The following is a 14,958-nucleotide window of genomic DNA, read 5'->3' on the forward strand; positions in this document are numbered from 1 at the left end:
CCCGCAAGCAGCATCGGATCAGGCGCGCGTGACGATGCGGGTGCCCTCCACGAAGGCGTTCCGGGCCCGGCTGCCCTCGCCCATGATGTTGAGCTGATAGGTATAGCCCTGCTCGAGCCGGTAATTGGCGTGCATCTCGAACACGTCGATATGATTGAGCGCTGCCTTGGCGAAACGCACCGCCGGCGCCTGCTTGGCGGCGATCTGCCTGGCAAGCTCGCGCGCCTTGGGCATCAGCTCCTCGGGCTCGACCAGATAAGCGATCGAGCCCCAGGCATGCAGCTCCGCCGCCGTCGCCGGCTTGCAGGTAAGCGACATCTCGCGCAGCTTCATCGGCGGCACCAGCTTGGCGAGATGCGACGCACAGCCGAGCGCGCCATTATCCACTTCCGGCAGGCCGAAGCGCGCCTTGGTCGACGCGACGATCATGTCGCAGCTGCCGACCAGCCCGACGCCCAGGCCCATGCAGAAGTCGTTGACCGCCGCGATCACCGGTACCGGCGTCTCGTAAATGGCATGAAAGGCGTGATAGCAGGCCTCGCCGGAGCTGATCATCAGCTTCCACTCGTCGCCGGCCGCCTTGTTCGCCTGCATCTCCTTGATGTCGATGCCGGCGTTGAAGCCCTTGCCCTCTGCGGTCAGGATCACCGCGCGCAGATCCTCCTTTGCGCTCAGCTCCTTGAAGAGGTCATGGATCTTCCAGGTATCGCCGACGGTGATCGCATTCACCGGCGGATTGTGCATCGTCACGGTGGCGATCGCATCCTCGATCGTGCAGCTCACGGTCATGAAGCATCCTCATGGGTTTGGGCCGGCCGGTGCCGGAGGGGGGATTGATAATAGCGGGCCACGATCGGCTCGACGAAATAGGCAACGCGGCTAGACCAGCGGCGGCGCGGAAAGGGCGTGCCGAGATATTTGAGCGCCATGGCATCGAGGATGACGAGATCATTGTCCTCGCGCGCCTCCACCACGCGCCCGCGGATGAGCGCCTGCTCATAGGGATCGGCATAATCCGTCACCGAAAGCGCCACGCGCGGATCGCGATCGATGTTGGTCGATTTGATCGACTTGCGATCGGTGGCGATGATCAGCCGTTCGCCCTCGCGCGCGATCCACACCGGCTCGGCCTTGGGCCAGCCATCCTCCATCAGCGTGGCGAGACAGGCGAAGTTCGGCGCATCGATCAGGCGCTTGACGTCGTCGGGTAGCCGCCCCTTCATCCCATCCTCCCCGTCAAGCCCGCCGGCAGCTCACCGAGAGCGCCTCGCCGGTCATGTAGCTGGCATAGTCGGACGCCAGGAAAACCACCGCATTGGCGATCTCCCACGGCTCGGCGGCGCGCCCGAACGCCTCGTTCTCGCGGATCATGCGATCGAGATGCGCCGCGCTGCTGACCTTGCGCAGATGCGGGTGGAGGGCGAGGCTAGGCACGACCGCATTGATGCGGATGCCATGTTCCGCCGCCTCGATCGCCACGCAGCGCGTCATCGCCAATATGCCCGCCTTGGAAGCCGCATAAGCGCTCTGCCCGGCCTCCGCGCGCCAGGCGCAGATGCTTCCCATGTTGACGATCGATCCGCCGCCCTGCGCGATCATCGCCGGCAAGGCGGCCCGCATGCAGCGGAAGGTGCCGCCGAGATTGGTGTCGAGGATCGCCTCCCACTGCGCGTCGCTGGTTTCGGTCACCGCATGGGTGCCGCCGAGCCCGGCATTGTTCAGCAGCACGTCGAGCCGGCCCATCGCCTCCAGCGCCGCGGCGATCAGCGCCGCCACCTGGCCGGCATCGCGCACGTCGCACGCCATGCGATGCACACGCCGGCCGATCTCCCGCTCCAGCGCGTCGGCATGTTCGGCGAGGCGCCGCGTGTGGATGTCGGACAACATGACCACCGCCCCTTCCTCGGCGCAGCGTTTGGCCGTGGCGAAACCGATGCCGCTGCCTGCGGACGCGGTGACGAGCACCGTCCGCCCCGCCAGCAGTTCGCGGCCCCGCGGATAAGGCGGCACGGCGGCGCTCATGCCAGCAGCCCGCCGTCGGCGATCAGCACCTGCCCCGTGATGAAGGAGGCCGCGCCGCTCGCCAGGAACCGCACCGCGCGGGCGATCTCGATCGGCGCGGCGATGCGCTTCATCAAATTGGTCTCGCCCATCTCCGCGACGAAGCGCGCGCGCCGCTCCGGATCGCGGGGCAGGATCATGTCGGTCGCCACCGATCCCGGCGTCAACGCATTCACGCGGATGCCGTCGGGCGCCCATTCCTTGGCCAAGGTGCGCGTCAGGTTGATCAGCGCCGCCTTGCTCGCCGAATAGGCGCCGATGCCGGCCATCGGCACATGGCCGCCCGCCGCGCCGATATTCACCACTGCGCCGGCGGTACTGCCCGCAAGCAGCGGATGCAGATGACGGCACAGGAGCAGCGGCGAGCGGACATTGGTGGCGAAGATCAGGTCGATCTCCTCCCCGCTCACCTTGTCGATGCGGTGGGGCTTCAAGATCGCGGCATTGTTCACCAGCAGGTCCAGCCGGCCGAAGCGCTGCGCGACGGCGGCGGCGAGCGCCTCGGCCCCGCCGGGTTCGGCGGCGTCATAAGCAAAGCCGGCCGCGTCCCCGCCCAGCGCGCGGGCGGCCGCGACGGCCTGTTCCCCGTTCCGCCCGGTCACGATCACGCGCGCGCCGGCGGCGGCGAACTCGGCGGCGATCGCTGCGCCGATACCGCGCGTGCCACCCGTCACCAGGCCAACCAGTCCGTCCAGCCGAAATGCCGCATCACCCTCACCCATGCCCGATCGCCCGTCTCCGTACATATATGCGAATCACAATATTTGTGTTATACAACTTATTGATGCTATCGGGCAACGGGTGACGATGGACGCGCAGGATCCTGGGGTGGCCGCGGAGGCGGCCTTTTCCTTCGACGATTATGACAATGTGATCGGTTTCGTGGTCAGCCAGGCGGGCTATCAGCTGAGCCGCGGCCTGGCCGACGCGATCGCTCGCGCCGGCTATGATCTGCGGCCGCGGGAATTCCCGATCCTCAACCGGCTGCACCAATATGGCCGGCTGACCCAGACCGATCTCGCTGCGCTCACCTACAAGGACAAGCCGGCGATGAGCCGGACGATCGACCGGCTGATCGCGATCGGTCTGGTCGAAAAGATCACCGCGCCGGATGACCGCCGCGCCTTCCTGGTCTCTCTCACCCCCGCGGGCAAGGCGACACGCGATGCGATCGTCCCGCTGATCGTCGCAATGCTGGAAAAGGCCTGTCGCGGCCTCTCTGCGGAAGCGATCGCGACCACCGTCGCCACGCTGCGGACGATCACCGCGCGCATGGCAACCGGCTGACATGGGCCGCCGCGAAAGCCCACAAAAACAAACCCTCGCCCAGTCTATGACCAAGCGAGGGTGTTGGCGCGCCCGGAACGATTCGAACGTCCGACCCTCAGATTCGTAGTCTGATGCTCTATCCAGCTGAGCTACGGGCGCCTGGGAGGGGGGCGATTAGGCGAGTTTGCGAGCGATGGCAATCATCAATCGGCGCGACCCGCCCACATTAATTCATCCCCGCCACCGGGATGCCGGCCGACCTCTGCGGCGGCGCGATGCGGGGACTTGACGCACTGCAACATTTTTTCCTGCAATGGCGTTGCTCCCGCAGATTCCAGCCATTAAGCCATGTTTTGCTTGGCGGGGGCCTATGGACATAGAGACGAAGGAAGAGGCGCATTGGCGCGCCCGAGAGTTTGTCGGCGAGATCGTCACGATGCAGCTCATGGCGGATCTTTGCCTGTTGGCGCAGGATCCGTTGGCGGAAGCGGATCGCAAGGCGGCCCGCATGTTCGACGCACTCGATTTCGCGACCGATGCTGGCGTCGAATCCGAATGGTTTAATCAGTGCGCGCTACACGAGATGGAACAATTCTGGGCGCGAGTGCGACGCGAGATCGAATATCAGCTCAATCGCCGCGAGCAGGACCGCTGAATCCCGAAAAGCGATGATCCGGGCTTGCAGCGGCGGCCTTTGATTGCCATGGAGCGGCCGCATTGCCCCGTCGTCTAACGGTAGGACAGCGGATTTTGATTCCGTCAATGCTGGTTCGATTCCAGCCGGGGCATCCAGTTTTCGAGGCAAGCGCTGCGTTTGTGCGACGGCACTCCGCCGAGCCGTCGATCCGACAAAAATCGCCCGCCGCCCGCGACACGCAAGACCGAGTTCGACGTGGCGATGGCAAGCGGCCTCGCGGTCATGCAGACTCGGCCGGAAATTTGCTATGGCTTTGAACTGGGTTCGAAATCCTTCCCAGCAAGAAAGAACATGTCCACCGTCTTGCCGGCGACGCTCGACGAGAGTTAATCTGGGGCCATCTGGCAATTGGGGCCGACCCATTTGCCCGTCGAGATATCGAGCTCATTGTCCATCATGGCTGCAGTACAAACGGGGTAGCGATCGTCCCCGCGGCGGGCCATGCTGCGATCCCTGTAGCGGCGCACGAGCGTGTCGTGATCGGGCTGGTCACGGTCCTGCTTCAATGAAAGCCGCATCACGCAATTCGCAAACGCATCCGTGCCTTCCTTGAAGCCGAAATTCGCGCACCGCTCCTTGTTCTTCTCGTCCCTTTTGGACGCATTGCCCTCACTGGCACCGCAAGCCATCAAGGAGACGGCGAGGACCCAGAAAGATATTCGGAACAAAGCACGCATTTCGCGACCCTTCGCCGACTGCAATCCATTCGATGGATGCTCCAATGGCCTATTTTTTGCAACCAACCACAGGGCGGAAAGCAAGCGCCGCCCGTCACATCCGAACCCCCGTGGGATTCACTGCTGCGGACGGAAGCCGGGCCATCCATGCTTCGGCTGCACGGGCGGCCTCGGCGTCGCGATCGAGCAGCCGCCTCAGATCGCCAGCATGTGCCTGTGTCCCTCGCGCAGCTCCGGCGCGGAGCGGGCGGAGAGATAGGCGGCCCGGTCGTCAGCCATCTCGGCGAGCATCTCGGGATGGGGCGACACCCAGAAGCGCCCTTCGTCCAGCTGGGCGAAGATTCGGTCCGCCGCCTCGTCCGGCGACAGGCCCTGGGCCAGCATCTCCCCCATGATCGCGCGATGGGCGGCGACCATCGGATCGCCGTCGACACCGGGTGCATCGGTGAAGATCGGGGTGGCGATGGCGCCCGGAAGCACGGCAGAGACCGTGATCGGCGCCGCTTTGACGTCCATCTCCAGCTTGAGGCATTCGGTGAAGGCGAGCACCGCGTGCTTGGTGACCATATAAGGCGCGGTGATCGGCATCATGCCGAGCGCGGCGAGCGAGGCGATGTTGACGATATGCGCCGGCTTGCCTTCGGCCAGCATGCCCGGCGCGAAAGCGCGCACGCCGTAGATCACGCCGAGCAGATTGACGCCGATCGCGCGCTGCCAGGTCTCGGCGGGCAGCTCCCAGGAGAGGCCGAGCGTTTCGATCCCGGCATTGTTGATCAGCAGCGTGACCGCGCCGAACCGCTCCTTCGCCTTTGCGGCGAGCCGATCGAGCGCCGCCGGATCGGTGACGTCGGTCGGCACGCCGATCGCCTCTGCACCCTCCGCAGAAAGCGCATCGACCACCGCCGTGAGGCGCGCCTCGTCGCGATCGGCCAGCACCAGCTTCATGCCCCTGCCGGCGGCAACCCTGGCGAGCCCCCCGCCCAGCCCGCCCGCAGCGCCGGTGATCACCGCAACGCCGTTTCTCACATCCGCCATCGCCACGCTTCTCCTCTCTCTCGTCAGCTCCGCAAAGCCTCGTCCAGCAGGCCGATCGCGGCCAGCGCGAAGCTCTGCATGTTGCCCGCCCGATCCGCCTGGCCGGTCCGCACGATACGGGACAGCTCGACACCCGGGCCAGCGACGGCGATGGCGCTCATCCCCGCCTCGGCCCCGAAGGGATGCTTGCCCGGCCCCGCCGACCCGCTTTCCGCCACGCCCCAATCCGCGCCGAAACGATCGCGGATCGCTCGCGCCTGGAGCAGCGCATAAGGCTCGGTGACCGAGCGCATCCCCTTCAGCGCCTCGGGCTCGAGATCGAGCAGCACGTCGCGCCCTTTCAGCGAATAGATCACGCCGCCGCCCATATAGAATCCGGTCGCGCCGGCTATAGCGAGGAGGCCAGCCGAGATCAGGCCGCCGGTTGCGCCGTCTGCGACGGCCACCGTCTGGCCGCGCGCCTTCAACGTCTCGGCGACACGCGCGGCGAGCGGCATCAACTCTTCCAGCATTGCGGTCGCCTTTCCACAGAAGACCTAATCGGCAGCCGCCACCTCGGCGGGCGCCCGCACGATATAATCATAAGGCGCCACCGATTTCGTCCAGGTCCAATAATCGATCAGCCGGAACGGCATCGTGTTCACGACGACGCCTCGGCGGTTGCGATACCAGTTACGTGCCTCGGGATGCGCCCACACCGAGGTGGCGAGCATCGCGCTCAGCTCCGCGACATGCGCATCATAGCTCGCCGCATCGCACTCGATGGTCGTGCCGCCGCCCTCGACCATCCGGGCCAGCGCATCGAGCATCATCCGCACCTGGCATTCGACCGTGAAGATGATCGATCCGCCAAAGGCAAGGTTGGTGCCCGGCCCATAGAGGATGAACAGGTTCGGGAAGCCCGGCACGGTGACGCCGAGATGCGCGCGCGGCTCGTCCCCCCACAGCGCGGCGAGACTGCGGCCCTCGCGCCCATATATCTCCATCGGCCACAGGAAGCGGTTGGCATGGAAGCCGGTGGCGAGCGCCAGCACATCCACCTCATGCATGATGCCCTTGCCGTCCACGACGCCGTCCGCCTCGACATGGTCGATCCCGTCGGTGACGAGCGTGACATTGTCGCGCCTGAGCGTCGCGAGCCAGGTGCCGTCGTCGACCAGCATGCGGCTGCCGAAGGGCGGGAACACCGGGATCACCTTCTCGTAGAGATCCGGCCGCCCCTCGGTCTGCTGGCGGAACATCGCCTCGAGCCCATCGCGCACCATGCCGCTCATCGCGCTGATCGAGCGATCATGGTCCGGCCAGTCGGGATCGACCTGCGTCGCAGGATGGACCTGATCGGCGGTCGCGTAGAAGAGGAGGAAGCGATACCAGCGCGCATAATGCGGGACGTGGCCGAGCAGCCAACTTTTCCCCTCCTCGACCGGCTTGCGATAAACCGATTGCGGCGTGATCCACGGGGCGTGCCGCTGGAAGACGGTGACATGCTCGGCGATCCTGGCCAGCTCGGGCACGATCTGCATCGCGCTCGCGCCGGTGCCGATCATGGCGACCCGCTTGCCCGCAAAGTCCACCGAAGGATCCCACTGCGCCGAATGCATCATCGGGCCGGCGAAATCGGCGATGCCGGGGATATCGGGCAGGCGCGGCCGGTTGAGCTGGCCGACCGCGCTGATCAGGATGTTGGCCTCGACCGTCTCGCGGCCGTCCGGCCCGGCCAGCGCCGCGCGCCAGAGGCCGGCGTCCTCATCGAAGCGCGCCTCGACCAGTTCGGTGCCGAAGCGGATGCGCTCGCGCAGGCCGAAGCGATCGGCGATCGAGCGGAAATAGGCGAGGATCTCGGCCCCTTGCGAGAAATAATGCGACCAATCGTGATTGGGCGCGAAGGAATAGGCGTAATTGTGGTTGGGCGAGTCGACCCGCACGCCCGGATAGCGATTCTCGAACCAGGTGCCGCCGACGTCCGGATTCTTCTCGACGATCGTCCACGCGATCCCCGCCTGATCCAGCTTGATCGCCGCCAGCAGCCCGGACATGCCTGCGCCGACGATCAGCGCGTGAAAGCCCGGCGGCGGCGACATTTTGGGCGTCGGCAACGGTTCGATGCCGAGTTCGTCCATCGCGAAGGGCGTATATTCGCCCGGCACGTCCTGCCCGAGCACGAAGGCGATGACGCGCTGGATCTGGTCGGCCGAGGGCTTGCGCAAGGGCTCGCGCGGCCCGTCGCGCAGCCTGCCCAGCTCGGCCACGGCGCGATCGATCAGCTCGGCATGCGCCTCGGCGGGCAGCGTGCCGAAGGCGGTGCCCATCGTCGGCGTGGGACGGAACCGCTCGTTCAGAAGCGCGGGATCGCCCGTCAGATGGATCAGCGTCGCAAGCAGCGCGGGCGTGCTCGCTGCCTCCAGCGCCTTGCGGATGAACGCATCGTCCTCGACGATCGGCGCCAGCTCGTCCGCCGCATGTATGTCCATAGCCAGACCTCGCGATCCTCTCGCCTCTGCGGGCGACCTCTCCCGACCCTGTGGATAGCCGAGATCGGCGCGGCAGTCGCGGCCGCATCGCTGTGGCAAAGGGGTATCGGGGCGCCCGACAACACTCTTCAAGGCGGGGTCGGGCCCGAGCAAGAGGATATCCGGTCGACTGCCGGACGGCATTCGTCCATCGCCGATTCGGACCCACATCCTCCCGGCAACGCGGGAGTTCTGCACAATCCGTTGAGAAGCCGGGCAGCCGCGTCAGGCCGTTCGCGCCGCTTCCCTCAGAAGCGCATGCCCAGCGCCAGGCCGCCGCCATGGGTGTCGCCCCACGGGAAGAATTGCACGCGATCGTCGTGGGGATGGGTGATCAGCCAGCCGCTCGCCTCGCCGACTGCGGCGCCAGCCACCACGTCGTACCAATGATGCTTGCGCGCCTTCACCCGTGCCACGCCGACGAAGCTGGCGACCAGCGTTGCCGGCAGGCCCACTTCCCAGCCGTAACGCTGGTGGAGCGTGGCCGCGGCTGCGAAGGAGATGGAGGCGTGGCCCGACGGGAAGCTCTTGCGGTCGCTGCCGTCCGGCCGCCTTTCGGGAAAGGCTTCCTTGAGGATCGCCGCGGCACCGCCGGCGACGACCACGCTGCCGCCCGCCTGCCACACGCCATTCCAGTCGCCCTTCACCGCCGGCATACCCAGCGCCAGCGCGACGAGGCCGACCTCGCCCGCCCGGCTGGCATCGTCCCAGCCCTTTTCGCTGGCAAGCGCCGGCGTAGGAGCCGCGACCAGTGCCGCGCCCGCCGCCAGCACCGCGATCCGTCGCATCGCCACCTCCCATTGCAGATTTGTTACGTCCGCTTCATCTCTCTTCTTTCATTGGGCCGGTCATTACAATCTGTTTAGCAAAAGCTTCATGGCTTGCTTACCATTGCCGACTAGAGCGACCCGATAGGCGTTCGATGGGCAGAAGGATGACGGACAGCGATCCCCGGCCGCGCTCCGCGGTAAGCAACGGCGTCGGCATCGCCGGACTCGTCGGCCTGGCGATCTGGACGGCGATCGCCCGCCATTTCGGACTGGACGGTCCCTATTCGGCGCTCGTCGCGATCCTGCTGTGCGGCATCCCGATGGTGTTCTGGTCGCTGGCGGTGGACAAGGTGCACCGCAACCCCTCGACCGGGATCGACTGGAACAGCCCGCCCCGCCCGCTGCGCGCCGGGCTAGAGACGAGCCTCACCAAGCTCGCCGGCCTCTGGACGACATGGGGCCTCATCGCCGTCGTCTATTGCATCGGCCGCTGGTATTGGGACGGCAGCTATCTGTTCGCAATGCACTGCTTTGCGATCGCAGTGCCCTTCCTCGTCCTGCTGTCCGTACCCTATATGCTCTGGCTCGACCGGCGCCTCGTCGAGCCGCGTGACGGCACCTATGCCTTCGGCCAGTTCCTGCTCGGCCAGGGCAAGGCGGATCGCGAGGCGATCTATGGCCATCTGCGCGCCTGGGCGGTGAAGGGCTTCTTCCTCGCCTTCATGCTCTCGATCGTGCCGGCCAATTTCGCCGACGTGATCCTGCGGCCGACCGGCGAGATCGTCGCGACGCCGGCTAATTTCGCGCTCTGGCTGATCGCGCTGATGTTCATGGTCGACGTCAGCGTCGCGACCGTCGGCTACATGTTGACGATGCGGCCGCTCGATGCCCACATCCGCTCGGCCAACCCCTATGCGGCTGGCTGGACGGCGGCGCTGATCTGCTATCCGCCCTTCGTGCTGATGAGCGACGGCGGCCCCCTCGATTATCATTACGGCACGCAGGAATGGACCTACTGGTTCGACGGCCATCCGATCGTGTTGGCTGCGGTCGGCGCGATCCTGGTCTTCCTCACCGGCATCTACGCGTGGGCGACAGTGGCGTTCGGCCTGCGCTTCTCCAATCTCACCCACCGCGGCATACTGACCCACGGTCCCTATCGCTGGACCAAGCATCCCGCCTATCTGTCGAAGAACCTCTTCTGGTGGCTATCCCAGCTGCCGTTCCTCGTCACCACCCACAATCTCAACGACGTAGTGCGCAACACGGTGACGCTCGGTCTCGTCAGCGGCGTCTATTATTGGCGCGCGCGGACCGAGGAGCGGCATCTCGGCGCCGATCCCGCCTATCGGGCCTATGCGGCGTGGATGGAACGCAACGCGCCGATCCCGCGGCTCCTCCGGTGGATCACCGGCAGCAAGCGGCCGGATGGGCAGCCGGTGGCGGCGGAGTAGCGCTCAAGCCCTCTCCCGCACAGCGGGGGAGGGGGAAGTGGTTAAAAGCTCATCTCGTCATAGATACGGCCGAGATCGCCCTGCCATTCGCCATGATAGCGGTCGAGCAGCCGCTCGGCCGGCGTCTTGCCGCTGGCGACGATCTCGCGCAGCGGATCGAGATAGCCGCTCTCATTGTCGCCGGCGCCGTTGAGCCGCGCGCGGGCGGTGAGGCCGGCGGTCGCGATCTCCAGCACCTCCTTGCCGAGCTCCTGGAAGGTGCGGCCGCGAGGACCGCGCGCCTGGAGGCCGAGCTTGGGCACCTCGCTCCGGATGCGGTGATGGTCCTCGATCGTCCAATGCTTGACCAAGTCCCAGGCGGCGTCGAGCGCGGTCTGGTCGTAGAGCAGGCCGACCCACAGCGCAGGCAGCGCGCAGATCCGGTTCCACGGGCCGCCATCGGCGCCGCGCATCTCGAGGAAGCTCTTGAGCCGCACCTCGGGGAAGGCGGTGGAAAGATGGTCCGGCCAGTCGGAGAGCAGCGGCTTCTCGCCCGGCAGCACCGACAGCTCGCCCTTCAGGAAATCGCGGAAGCTGAGCCCGGCCGCGTTGATGTAGCCGCCGTCGCGGAAGACGAAATACATCGGCACGTCGAGCGCATAATCGGCGTAGCGCTCATAGCCGAAGCCGTCCTCGAACACGAAGGGCAGCATGCCGGTGCGGCCTGGATCGGTGTCCGTCCAGATATGGCTGCGATAGCTGAGATAGCCGTTGGGCTTGCCCTCGGTGAAAGGCGAGTTGGCGAACAAAGCGGTGCCGAGCGGCTGGAGGGCGAGGCTGACGCGGAACTTCTTCACCATGTCTGCCTCGCTCGAATAATCGAGGTTGGTCTGGATGGTGCAGGTGCGCAGCATCATGTCGAGGCCGAGCGAGCCGACCTTGGGCATATGGTCGAGCATGATCGCATAGCGGCCCTTGGGCATCACCGGCAGCTCGGCGCGGGTCTTGTCCGGCCAGAAGCCGAGCCCGAGGAAGCCGAGGCCGAGCCGGTCGCCCACCGCCTTCACCTGGTCGAGATGGCGCGACGTTTCCGCACACGTCTCGTGCAGATTATCGAGCGGCGCGCCGGAAAGCTCGAGCTGCCCCGCCGGCTCCAGGCTGACATTGCCGTCCGGCCCCGCGAGCGCGATGATATTGTCGCCCTCATAGACCGGTTCCCAACCATATCGGGTGAGCCCGATCAGCAGGGCGTGGATGCCGCCCTTCTCCTCATAGCTCGGCGCGCGGTGATCGGACCGGAAATAGACGAACTTCTCGTGTTCGGTCCCGATCCGCCAGCGTTCCCGCGGCTTTTCCCCTTTTTCGAAGACCGCGATCAGATCGTCGCGCGACTGGATCTGCGGGTCATCCCCTTCGGCTGCTTTGCGCGTGCTCATGATCGCGCCATTAGCGATGGGAAAGGCGCTCCGCCAGTATCCAGTTGCACCGTCAACCAGTTTTATTTTGCGACCAGTCTCCCGCGACTGCCATCCAGATCGCGAGTGCAGCGATGGCGGCGGTTTCCGCGCGCAAGATGCGCGGCCCCAGCGAAATGCCCTTTGCCTGCGGCACAGCCCGGATCGCTTCGCGTTCTTCCGGCGTAAAGCCGCCCTCGGGGCCGATCAGGATCGCCGCCGGCCCGGGCGACACGGCATCCCGCATCGGGACACCGCCTGATTCGTCCGCGAAGATCAGCGCACGATCCTCCGGCCAGTCGGCAAGCAGCGCCTCGAGCTTCACCGGCTCCGCCAGTTGGGGCAGCGCCGTGCGGCCACATTGCTCGGCCGCCTCGATCATGTGCGCGCGCAACCGATCGAGGTTGAGCCGGTCGACCACGGTGCGGCGCGTCACCACCGGCTGCAGGCGCGCGGCACCCAGCTCACAGGCTTTTTCCGCGACGAGGTCGATCCGCCCCTTCTTGATCGGCGCCGCCAGCAGCCAGAGATCCGGTACCGGCTCGCGCGGCTGGAGATTCGCGGCAAGGCACAGCATCAGGTCCCGCTTGCCGACCCGGCTCACCGTGGCCAGCCATTCACCGCTGCGATCGTCGAACAGCCGCACGGGATCGCCCGCCTTGAGCCGCATGACGCCGGACAGATAATGGGCCTGCGCGCCCTCAATGCGGATCTCGCTATCCGCCGCGAGCGGCTGGTCGACGAACAGGCGGGGCGTGCTGGCAGGCGGCCAGGCGGGAGTGGCGGGCATGCGCCCTTATATCCGCCGTCCCGGACGATGTCGGTTCTTTCTTCTTCGTCATATTGAAACAAGCTCAACATGACCGGGAAATGGGACGCCAGTCCCGTTCGGTGGAAAGCCCGCCGACATTGGGAATTGCCAATGTTCCCATGGTGGATGGCGGGCCGGATCTTGGCTACCGTGCTGCATCGATCGTGCGTGGAAACGAAGGCCCGATGAAGATCCTGTTGCTCGAAGACGATGCCGCGACCCGCGAGCATGTCGAACGCGCGCTGACCGCGGCCGGCCATATCGTCGATTCCTGCGCGACCGGGCCCGACGCGATCTTTCTCGGCTCCAGCAACAGCTATGCGGTGCTCGTCCTCGATCGGATGGTGCCGGGCGTCGACGGGCTCAGCGTGATGAAGGCGCTGCGCGCGGCGAACAACCGCACCCCCGCGCTGCTGCTCACCGCGATGGACGGCATCGACGATCGCGTCGAGGGGCTGGAGGCCGGCGCGGACGATTATCTGGTGAAGCCCTATGCGGTCAGCGAGCTGCTGGCGCGCGTCCACGCCCTCGCCCGCCGGCCGCCGATCGCCGAGACCGTCGCCACGCTGCGCGTCGCCGATCTGGAGGTGGACCTGATCAAGCGCACGGTGACGCGAGCCGGCCGGCGGATCGAGCTGCAGGCGCAGGAATTCAAGCTGCTCGAATATCTGCTGCGCCATGCCGGCGAGATCGTGACGCGCAGCATGCTGCTCGAAAATGTCTGGTCCTTTCATTTCGATCCGCGCACCAACGTGATCGAAAGCCATATGAGCCGGCTGCGCGCCAAGGTGGACCGCGGCTTCGATCGGGACCTGATCCAGACGGTACGGGGCGCCGGATATCGCATCGATGCGGATTGAGCGGAGCCGGCAGAGCGTCCTGCGCAGCGGCGCCTTCCGCTTCGCGCTGCTGTTCGCCGCCGTCTTCGCGATCGGATCGCTGCTGCTCCTGATCGCCGTGGAGCGGCAGATCGGCCGCTACGCGATCGAGGCGACGGACCAGTCGCTGCGCGCGGAGGCCGGCAATCTCGCCGCGGAATATCGCGCGCATGGCCGGCAGGGCCTGATCGACGCCATTCACCGCCACGCCGCGCTCGGCAAGGACGCGCCCTTCCACTATCTGCTGGTCGACACGCTCGGAACACGCATCGCCGGGGACTTGCCGGTCGATACCCCGATCGACGGCTGGGGCACGGTGCCCGTCGACGAGCATCGGCACCGCGGCAGCCGGCCCTATTTCGAAACCTTCAAGACGCTGGCGACCCATCTGCCCCAGGGGCTGCGCCTGGTGGTCGCCACCGATACGTTCGACGTCCAGGAGCTCACCGACCGGCTCGGCCGCTTCACCCTCGCCTGCGGCATCGGCATCACCCTGTTCGCGCTGGTCGGCGGCTATTTCGTCGGCGGCCTGTTCGTGCGCCGGCTCGATCGGGTGAACGGCTCGGTCGATCGGATCATGGCCGGCGCGCTGGCCGAGCGGTTGCCGGCGATCGGCATCAGCCCGGAATTCGACCAGCTTTCGCGCAACCTCAATCTCATGCTGCATCGCATCGGCAATCTGATGGAGGGGCTGCGCCAGGTCTCGACCGACATCGCCCATGATCTGCGCACGCCGCTGACGCGCCTGCGCCAGCAGCTCGAGGAAACCCGCGGGATGGCCGATCCCGCCGCCTATGAGGCGGGCATCGATACGGCGATCGAGCAGGTGGACGAGATATTGCGCATCTTCCGCGCCCTGCTGCGCATCGGCACGCTGGAAGGCGGTGCGGGGCGCGAGCGGCTGGCCGAGGTGGATCTGAGCGAGGTGATGGACCGCGTCCACCTCGCCTGTCAGCCCGTGGCCGAGGATGCCGGCAAGACGCTTTTCGCGCAGCATGCGCCGGGCGTCACGGTGCGCGGCGACGGCGAGCTGCTGGCCCAGCTCTTCATCAACCTCATCGAAAACGCGCTGGTCCACACACCCGCCGGCACGCGCATCACGACGCGCCTCGCGCGCACCGGGCACGGCATCCTCGCCGAAGTGGCGGACGACGGCCCGGGCGTGCCCGACGACATGCGCGAGAAGATCCTGCAGCGCTTCTACCGCCTGGATCGCAGCCGCAGTTCGCCCGGCGCGGGTCTCGGCCTCTCGCTGGTCTCCGCCATCGCCGCGCTGCACGGCGCGGCGCTGACGCTGGCGGACAATCGCCCCGGCCTGCGCGTGTCGCTCGCCTTCCCCGATCAGGCCGAGCCAGAATGATCG

General features: G+C 66.5%; 16 protein-coding genes and 2 tRNA genes. 6 read left to right on the forward strand and 12 right to left on the reverse strand.

Annotated elements, in window-relative coordinates; translation table 11 throughout:
• Window positions 1-18: 18 nt before the first annotated feature.
• From GQY20_RS07295 to GQY20_RS07310, 4 genes are read right to left on the reverse strand one after another with little or no spacing between them, the layout of a single operon-like run.
• Window positions 19-789, reverse strand: a complete 771-nt coding sequence (locus tag GQY20_RS07295; protein ID WP_157216406.1) for an enoyl-CoA hydratase family protein — start codon at window positions 787-789, stop codon at window positions 19-21.
• Window positions 786-1,223, reverse strand: a complete 438-nt coding sequence (locus tag GQY20_RS07300) for a pyridoxamine 5'-phosphate oxidase family protein (protein WP_157216407.1) — start codon at window positions 1,221-1,223, stop codon at window positions 786-788. The genes GQY20_RS07295 and GQY20_RS07300 overlap by 4 nt, the downstream gene beginning before the upstream one ends.
• Window positions 1,224-1,236: 13 nt before the next feature.
• Entirely contained in the window at window positions 1,237-2,022 is a 786-nt protein-coding gene (locus GQY20_RS07305) for an SDR family oxidoreductase (protein WP_157216408.1), read from the reverse strand.
• Entirely contained in the window at window positions 2,019-2,783 is a 765-nt protein-coding gene (locus GQY20_RS07310; RefSeq protein ID WP_157216409.1) for an SDR family NAD(P)-dependent oxidoreductase, read from the reverse strand. The genes GQY20_RS07305 and GQY20_RS07310 overlap by 4 nt, the downstream gene beginning before the upstream one ends.
• 106 nt (window positions 2,784-2,889) lie before the next feature.
• On the opposite strand from GQY20_RS07310, the gene GQY20_RS07315 reads away from it, so the two are divergent.
• The gene (locus GQY20_RS07315) at window positions 2,890-3,348 is read left to right on the forward strand and encodes a MarR family winged helix-turn-helix transcriptional regulator (protein WP_157216410.1); all 459 of its coding nucleotides are present in this window, start codon (window positions 2,890-2,892) and stop codon (window positions 3,346-3,348) included.
• 64 nt (window positions 3,349-3,412) lie between these two features.
• Here the strand turns inward: GQY20_RS07315 and GQY20_RS07320 are convergent.
• Window positions 3,413-3,489, reverse strand: a tRNA-Arg gene (locus GQY20_RS07320).
• A 211-nt stretch (window positions 3,490-3,700) separates the two neighbouring features.
• Here GQY20_RS07320 and GQY20_RS07325 point away from each other — a divergent pair.
• Both GQY20_RS07325 and GQY20_RS07330 read left to right on the forward strand, forming a co-directional pair.
• A complete protein-coding gene (locus GQY20_RS07325; RefSeq protein WP_157216411.1) occupies window positions 3,701-3,985 on the forward strand; it encodes a hypothetical protein in 285 nt (94 codons plus the stop codon).
• Window positions 3,986-4,048: 63 nt separating this feature from the next.
• Window positions 4,049-4,122: transfer RNA gene (locus GQY20_RS07330), tRNA-Gln, on the forward strand.
• Between the two features lie 231 nt (window positions 4,123-4,353).
• Here GQY20_RS07330 and GQY20_RS07335 read toward each other — a convergent pair.
• The 5 genes from GQY20_RS07335 to GQY20_RS07355 all read right to left on the reverse strand — a co-directional run bounded on the left by GQY20_RS07335 (window position 4,354) and on the right by GQY20_RS07355 (window position 9,037).
• Window positions 4,354-4,704: a hypothetical protein gene (locus tag GQY20_RS07335; RefSeq protein ID WP_157216412.1), complete on the reverse strand. Its 351-nt coding sequence runs from the start codon at window positions 4,702-4,704 to the stop codon at window positions 4,354-4,356.
• 195 nt (window positions 4,705-4,899) lie between these two features.
• A complete protein-coding gene (locus GQY20_RS07340) occupies window positions 4,900-5,739 on the reverse strand; it encodes an SDR family NAD(P)-dependent oxidoreductase (protein ID WP_157216413.1) in 840 nt (279 codons plus the stop codon).
• 23 nt (window positions 5,740-5,762) lie between these two features.
• The gene (locus GQY20_RS07345; protein WP_157216414.1) at window positions 5,763-6,251 is read right to left on the reverse strand and encodes a CinA family protein; all 489 of its coding nucleotides are present in this window, start codon (window positions 6,249-6,251) and stop codon (window positions 5,763-5,765) included.
• Window positions 6,252-6,275: 24 nt separating this feature from the next.
• A complete protein-coding gene (locus tag GQY20_RS07350; RefSeq protein WP_157216415.1) occupies window positions 6,276-8,210 on the reverse strand; it encodes a flavin-containing monooxygenase in 1,935 nt (644 codons plus the stop codon).
• 287 nt (window positions 8,211-8,497) lie between these two features.
• A complete protein-coding gene (locus tag GQY20_RS07355; protein WP_157216416.1) occupies window positions 8,498-9,037 on the reverse strand; it encodes a phosphatase PAP2 family protein in 540 nt (179 codons plus the stop codon).
• Window positions 9,038-9,183: 146 nt separating this feature from the next.
• On the opposite strand from GQY20_RS07355, the gene GQY20_RS07360 reads away from it, so the two are divergent.
• On the forward strand, window positions 9,184-10,473 hold the full coding sequence (locus GQY20_RS07360) for a methyltransferase family protein (RefSeq protein WP_157216417.1): 1,290 nt from the start codon (window positions 9,184-9,186) through the stop codon (window positions 10,471-10,473).
• A gap of 41 nt (window positions 10,474-10,514) precedes the next feature.
• Here the strand turns inward: GQY20_RS07360 and GQY20_RS07365 are convergent, their stop codons facing one another.
• The gene (locus GQY20_RS07365; RefSeq protein ID WP_157216418.1) at window positions 10,515-11,888 is read right to left on the reverse strand and encodes a glutamate--cysteine ligase; all 1,374 of its coding nucleotides are present in this window, start codon (window positions 11,886-11,888) and stop codon (window positions 10,515-10,517) included.
• A 52-nt stretch (window positions 11,889-11,940) separates the two neighbouring features.
• Complete coding sequence (locus GQY20_RS07370; RefSeq protein WP_157216419.1) at window positions 11,941-12,696, reverse strand: 16S rRNA (uracil(1498)-N(3))-methyltransferase; 756 nt, start codon at window positions 12,694-12,696, stop codon at window positions 11,941-11,943.
• A 206-nt stretch (window positions 12,697-12,902) separates the two neighbouring features.
• On the opposite strand from GQY20_RS07370, the gene GQY20_RS07375 reads away from it, so the two are divergent.
• Together GQY20_RS07375 and GQY20_RS07380 are read left to right on the forward strand one after the other, a co-directional pair.
• Window positions 12,903-13,577: a response regulator transcription factor gene (locus GQY20_RS07375; RefSeq protein ID WP_157216800.1), complete on the forward strand. Its 675-nt coding sequence runs from the start codon at window positions 12,903-12,905 to the stop codon at window positions 13,575-13,577.
• Window positions 13,567-14,955, forward strand: coding sequence for a sensor histidine kinase (locus GQY20_RS07380; RefSeq protein ID WP_157216420.1), 1,389 nt, complete (start codon window positions 13,567-13,569; stop codon window positions 14,953-14,955). The genes GQY20_RS07375 and GQY20_RS07380 overlap by 11 nt, the downstream gene beginning before the upstream one ends.
• The last annotated feature ends 3 nt before the right edge of the window (window positions 14,956-14,958 follow it).

The sequence above is a fragment of the Flavisphingomonas formosensis genome, assembly GCF_009755815.1.
GTDB classification, from domain to species: Bacteria; Pseudomonadota; Alphaproteobacteria; order Sphingomonadales; family Sphingomonadaceae; genus Flavisphingomonas; species Flavisphingomonas formosensis.

Excerpts from the sequence above, each read along its gene's own strand:
- GQY20_RS07295 (WP_157216406.1), bottom strand. The coding sequence starts at position 789 with ATGACCGTGAGCTGCACGATCGAGGATGCGATCGCCACCGTGACGATG.
- GQY20_RS07300 (WP_157216407.1), bottom strand. The coding sequence starts at position 1,223 with ATGAAGGGGCGGCTACCCGACGACGTCAAGCGCCTGATCGATGCGCCG.
- GQY20_RS07305 (WP_157216408.1), bottom strand. The coding sequence starts at position 2,022 with ATGAGCGCCGCCGTGCCGCCTTATCCGCGGGGCCGCGAACTGCTGGCG.
- GQY20_RS07310 (WP_157216409.1), bottom strand. The coding sequence starts at position 2,783 with ATGGGTGAGGGTGATGCGGCATTTCGGCTGGACGGACTGGTTGGCCTG.
- GQY20_RS07325 (WP_157216411.1), top strand. The coding sequence starts at position 3,701 with ATGGACATAGAGACGAAGGAAGAGGCGCATTGGCGCGCCCGAGAGTTT.
- GQY20_RS07335 (WP_157216412.1), bottom strand. The coding sequence starts at position 4,704 with ATGCGTGCTTTGTTCCGAATATCTTTCTGGGTCCTCGCCGTCTCCTTG.
- GQY20_RS07340 (WP_157216413.1), bottom strand. The coding sequence starts at position 5,739 with ATGGCGGATGTGAGAAACGGCGTTGCGGTGATCACCGGCGCTGCGGGC.
- GQY20_RS07345 (WP_157216414.1), bottom strand. The coding sequence starts at position 6,251 with ATGCTGGAAGAGTTGATGCCGCTCGCCGCGCGTGTCGCCGAGACGTTG.
- GQY20_RS07350 (WP_157216415.1), bottom strand. The coding sequence starts at position 8,210 with ATGGACATACATGCGGCGGACGAGCTGGCGCCGATCGTCGAGGACGAT.
- GQY20_RS07355 (WP_157216416.1), bottom strand. The coding sequence starts at position 9,037 with ATGCGACGGATCGCGGTGCTGGCGGCGGGCGCGGCACTGGTCGCGGCT.
- GQY20_RS07360 (WP_157216417.1), top strand. The coding sequence starts at position 9,184 with ATGACGGACAGCGATCCCCGGCCGCGCTCCGCGGTAAGCAACGGCGTC.
- GQY20_RS07365 (WP_157216418.1), bottom strand. The coding sequence starts at position 11,888 with ATGAGCACGCGCAAAGCAGCCGAAGGGGATGACCCGCAGATCCAGTCG.
- GQY20_RS07370 (WP_157216419.1), bottom strand. The coding sequence starts at position 12,696 with ATGCCCGCCACTCCCGCCTGGCCGCCTGCCAGCACGCCCCGCCTGTTC.
- GQY20_RS07375 (WP_157216800.1), top strand. The coding sequence starts at position 12,903 with ATGAAGATCCTGTTGCTCGAAGACGATGCCGCGACCCGCGAGCATGTC.
- GQY20_RS07380 (WP_157216420.1), top strand. The coding sequence starts at position 13,567 with ATGCGGATTGAGCGGAGCCGGCAGAGCGTCCTGCGCAGCGGCGCCTTC.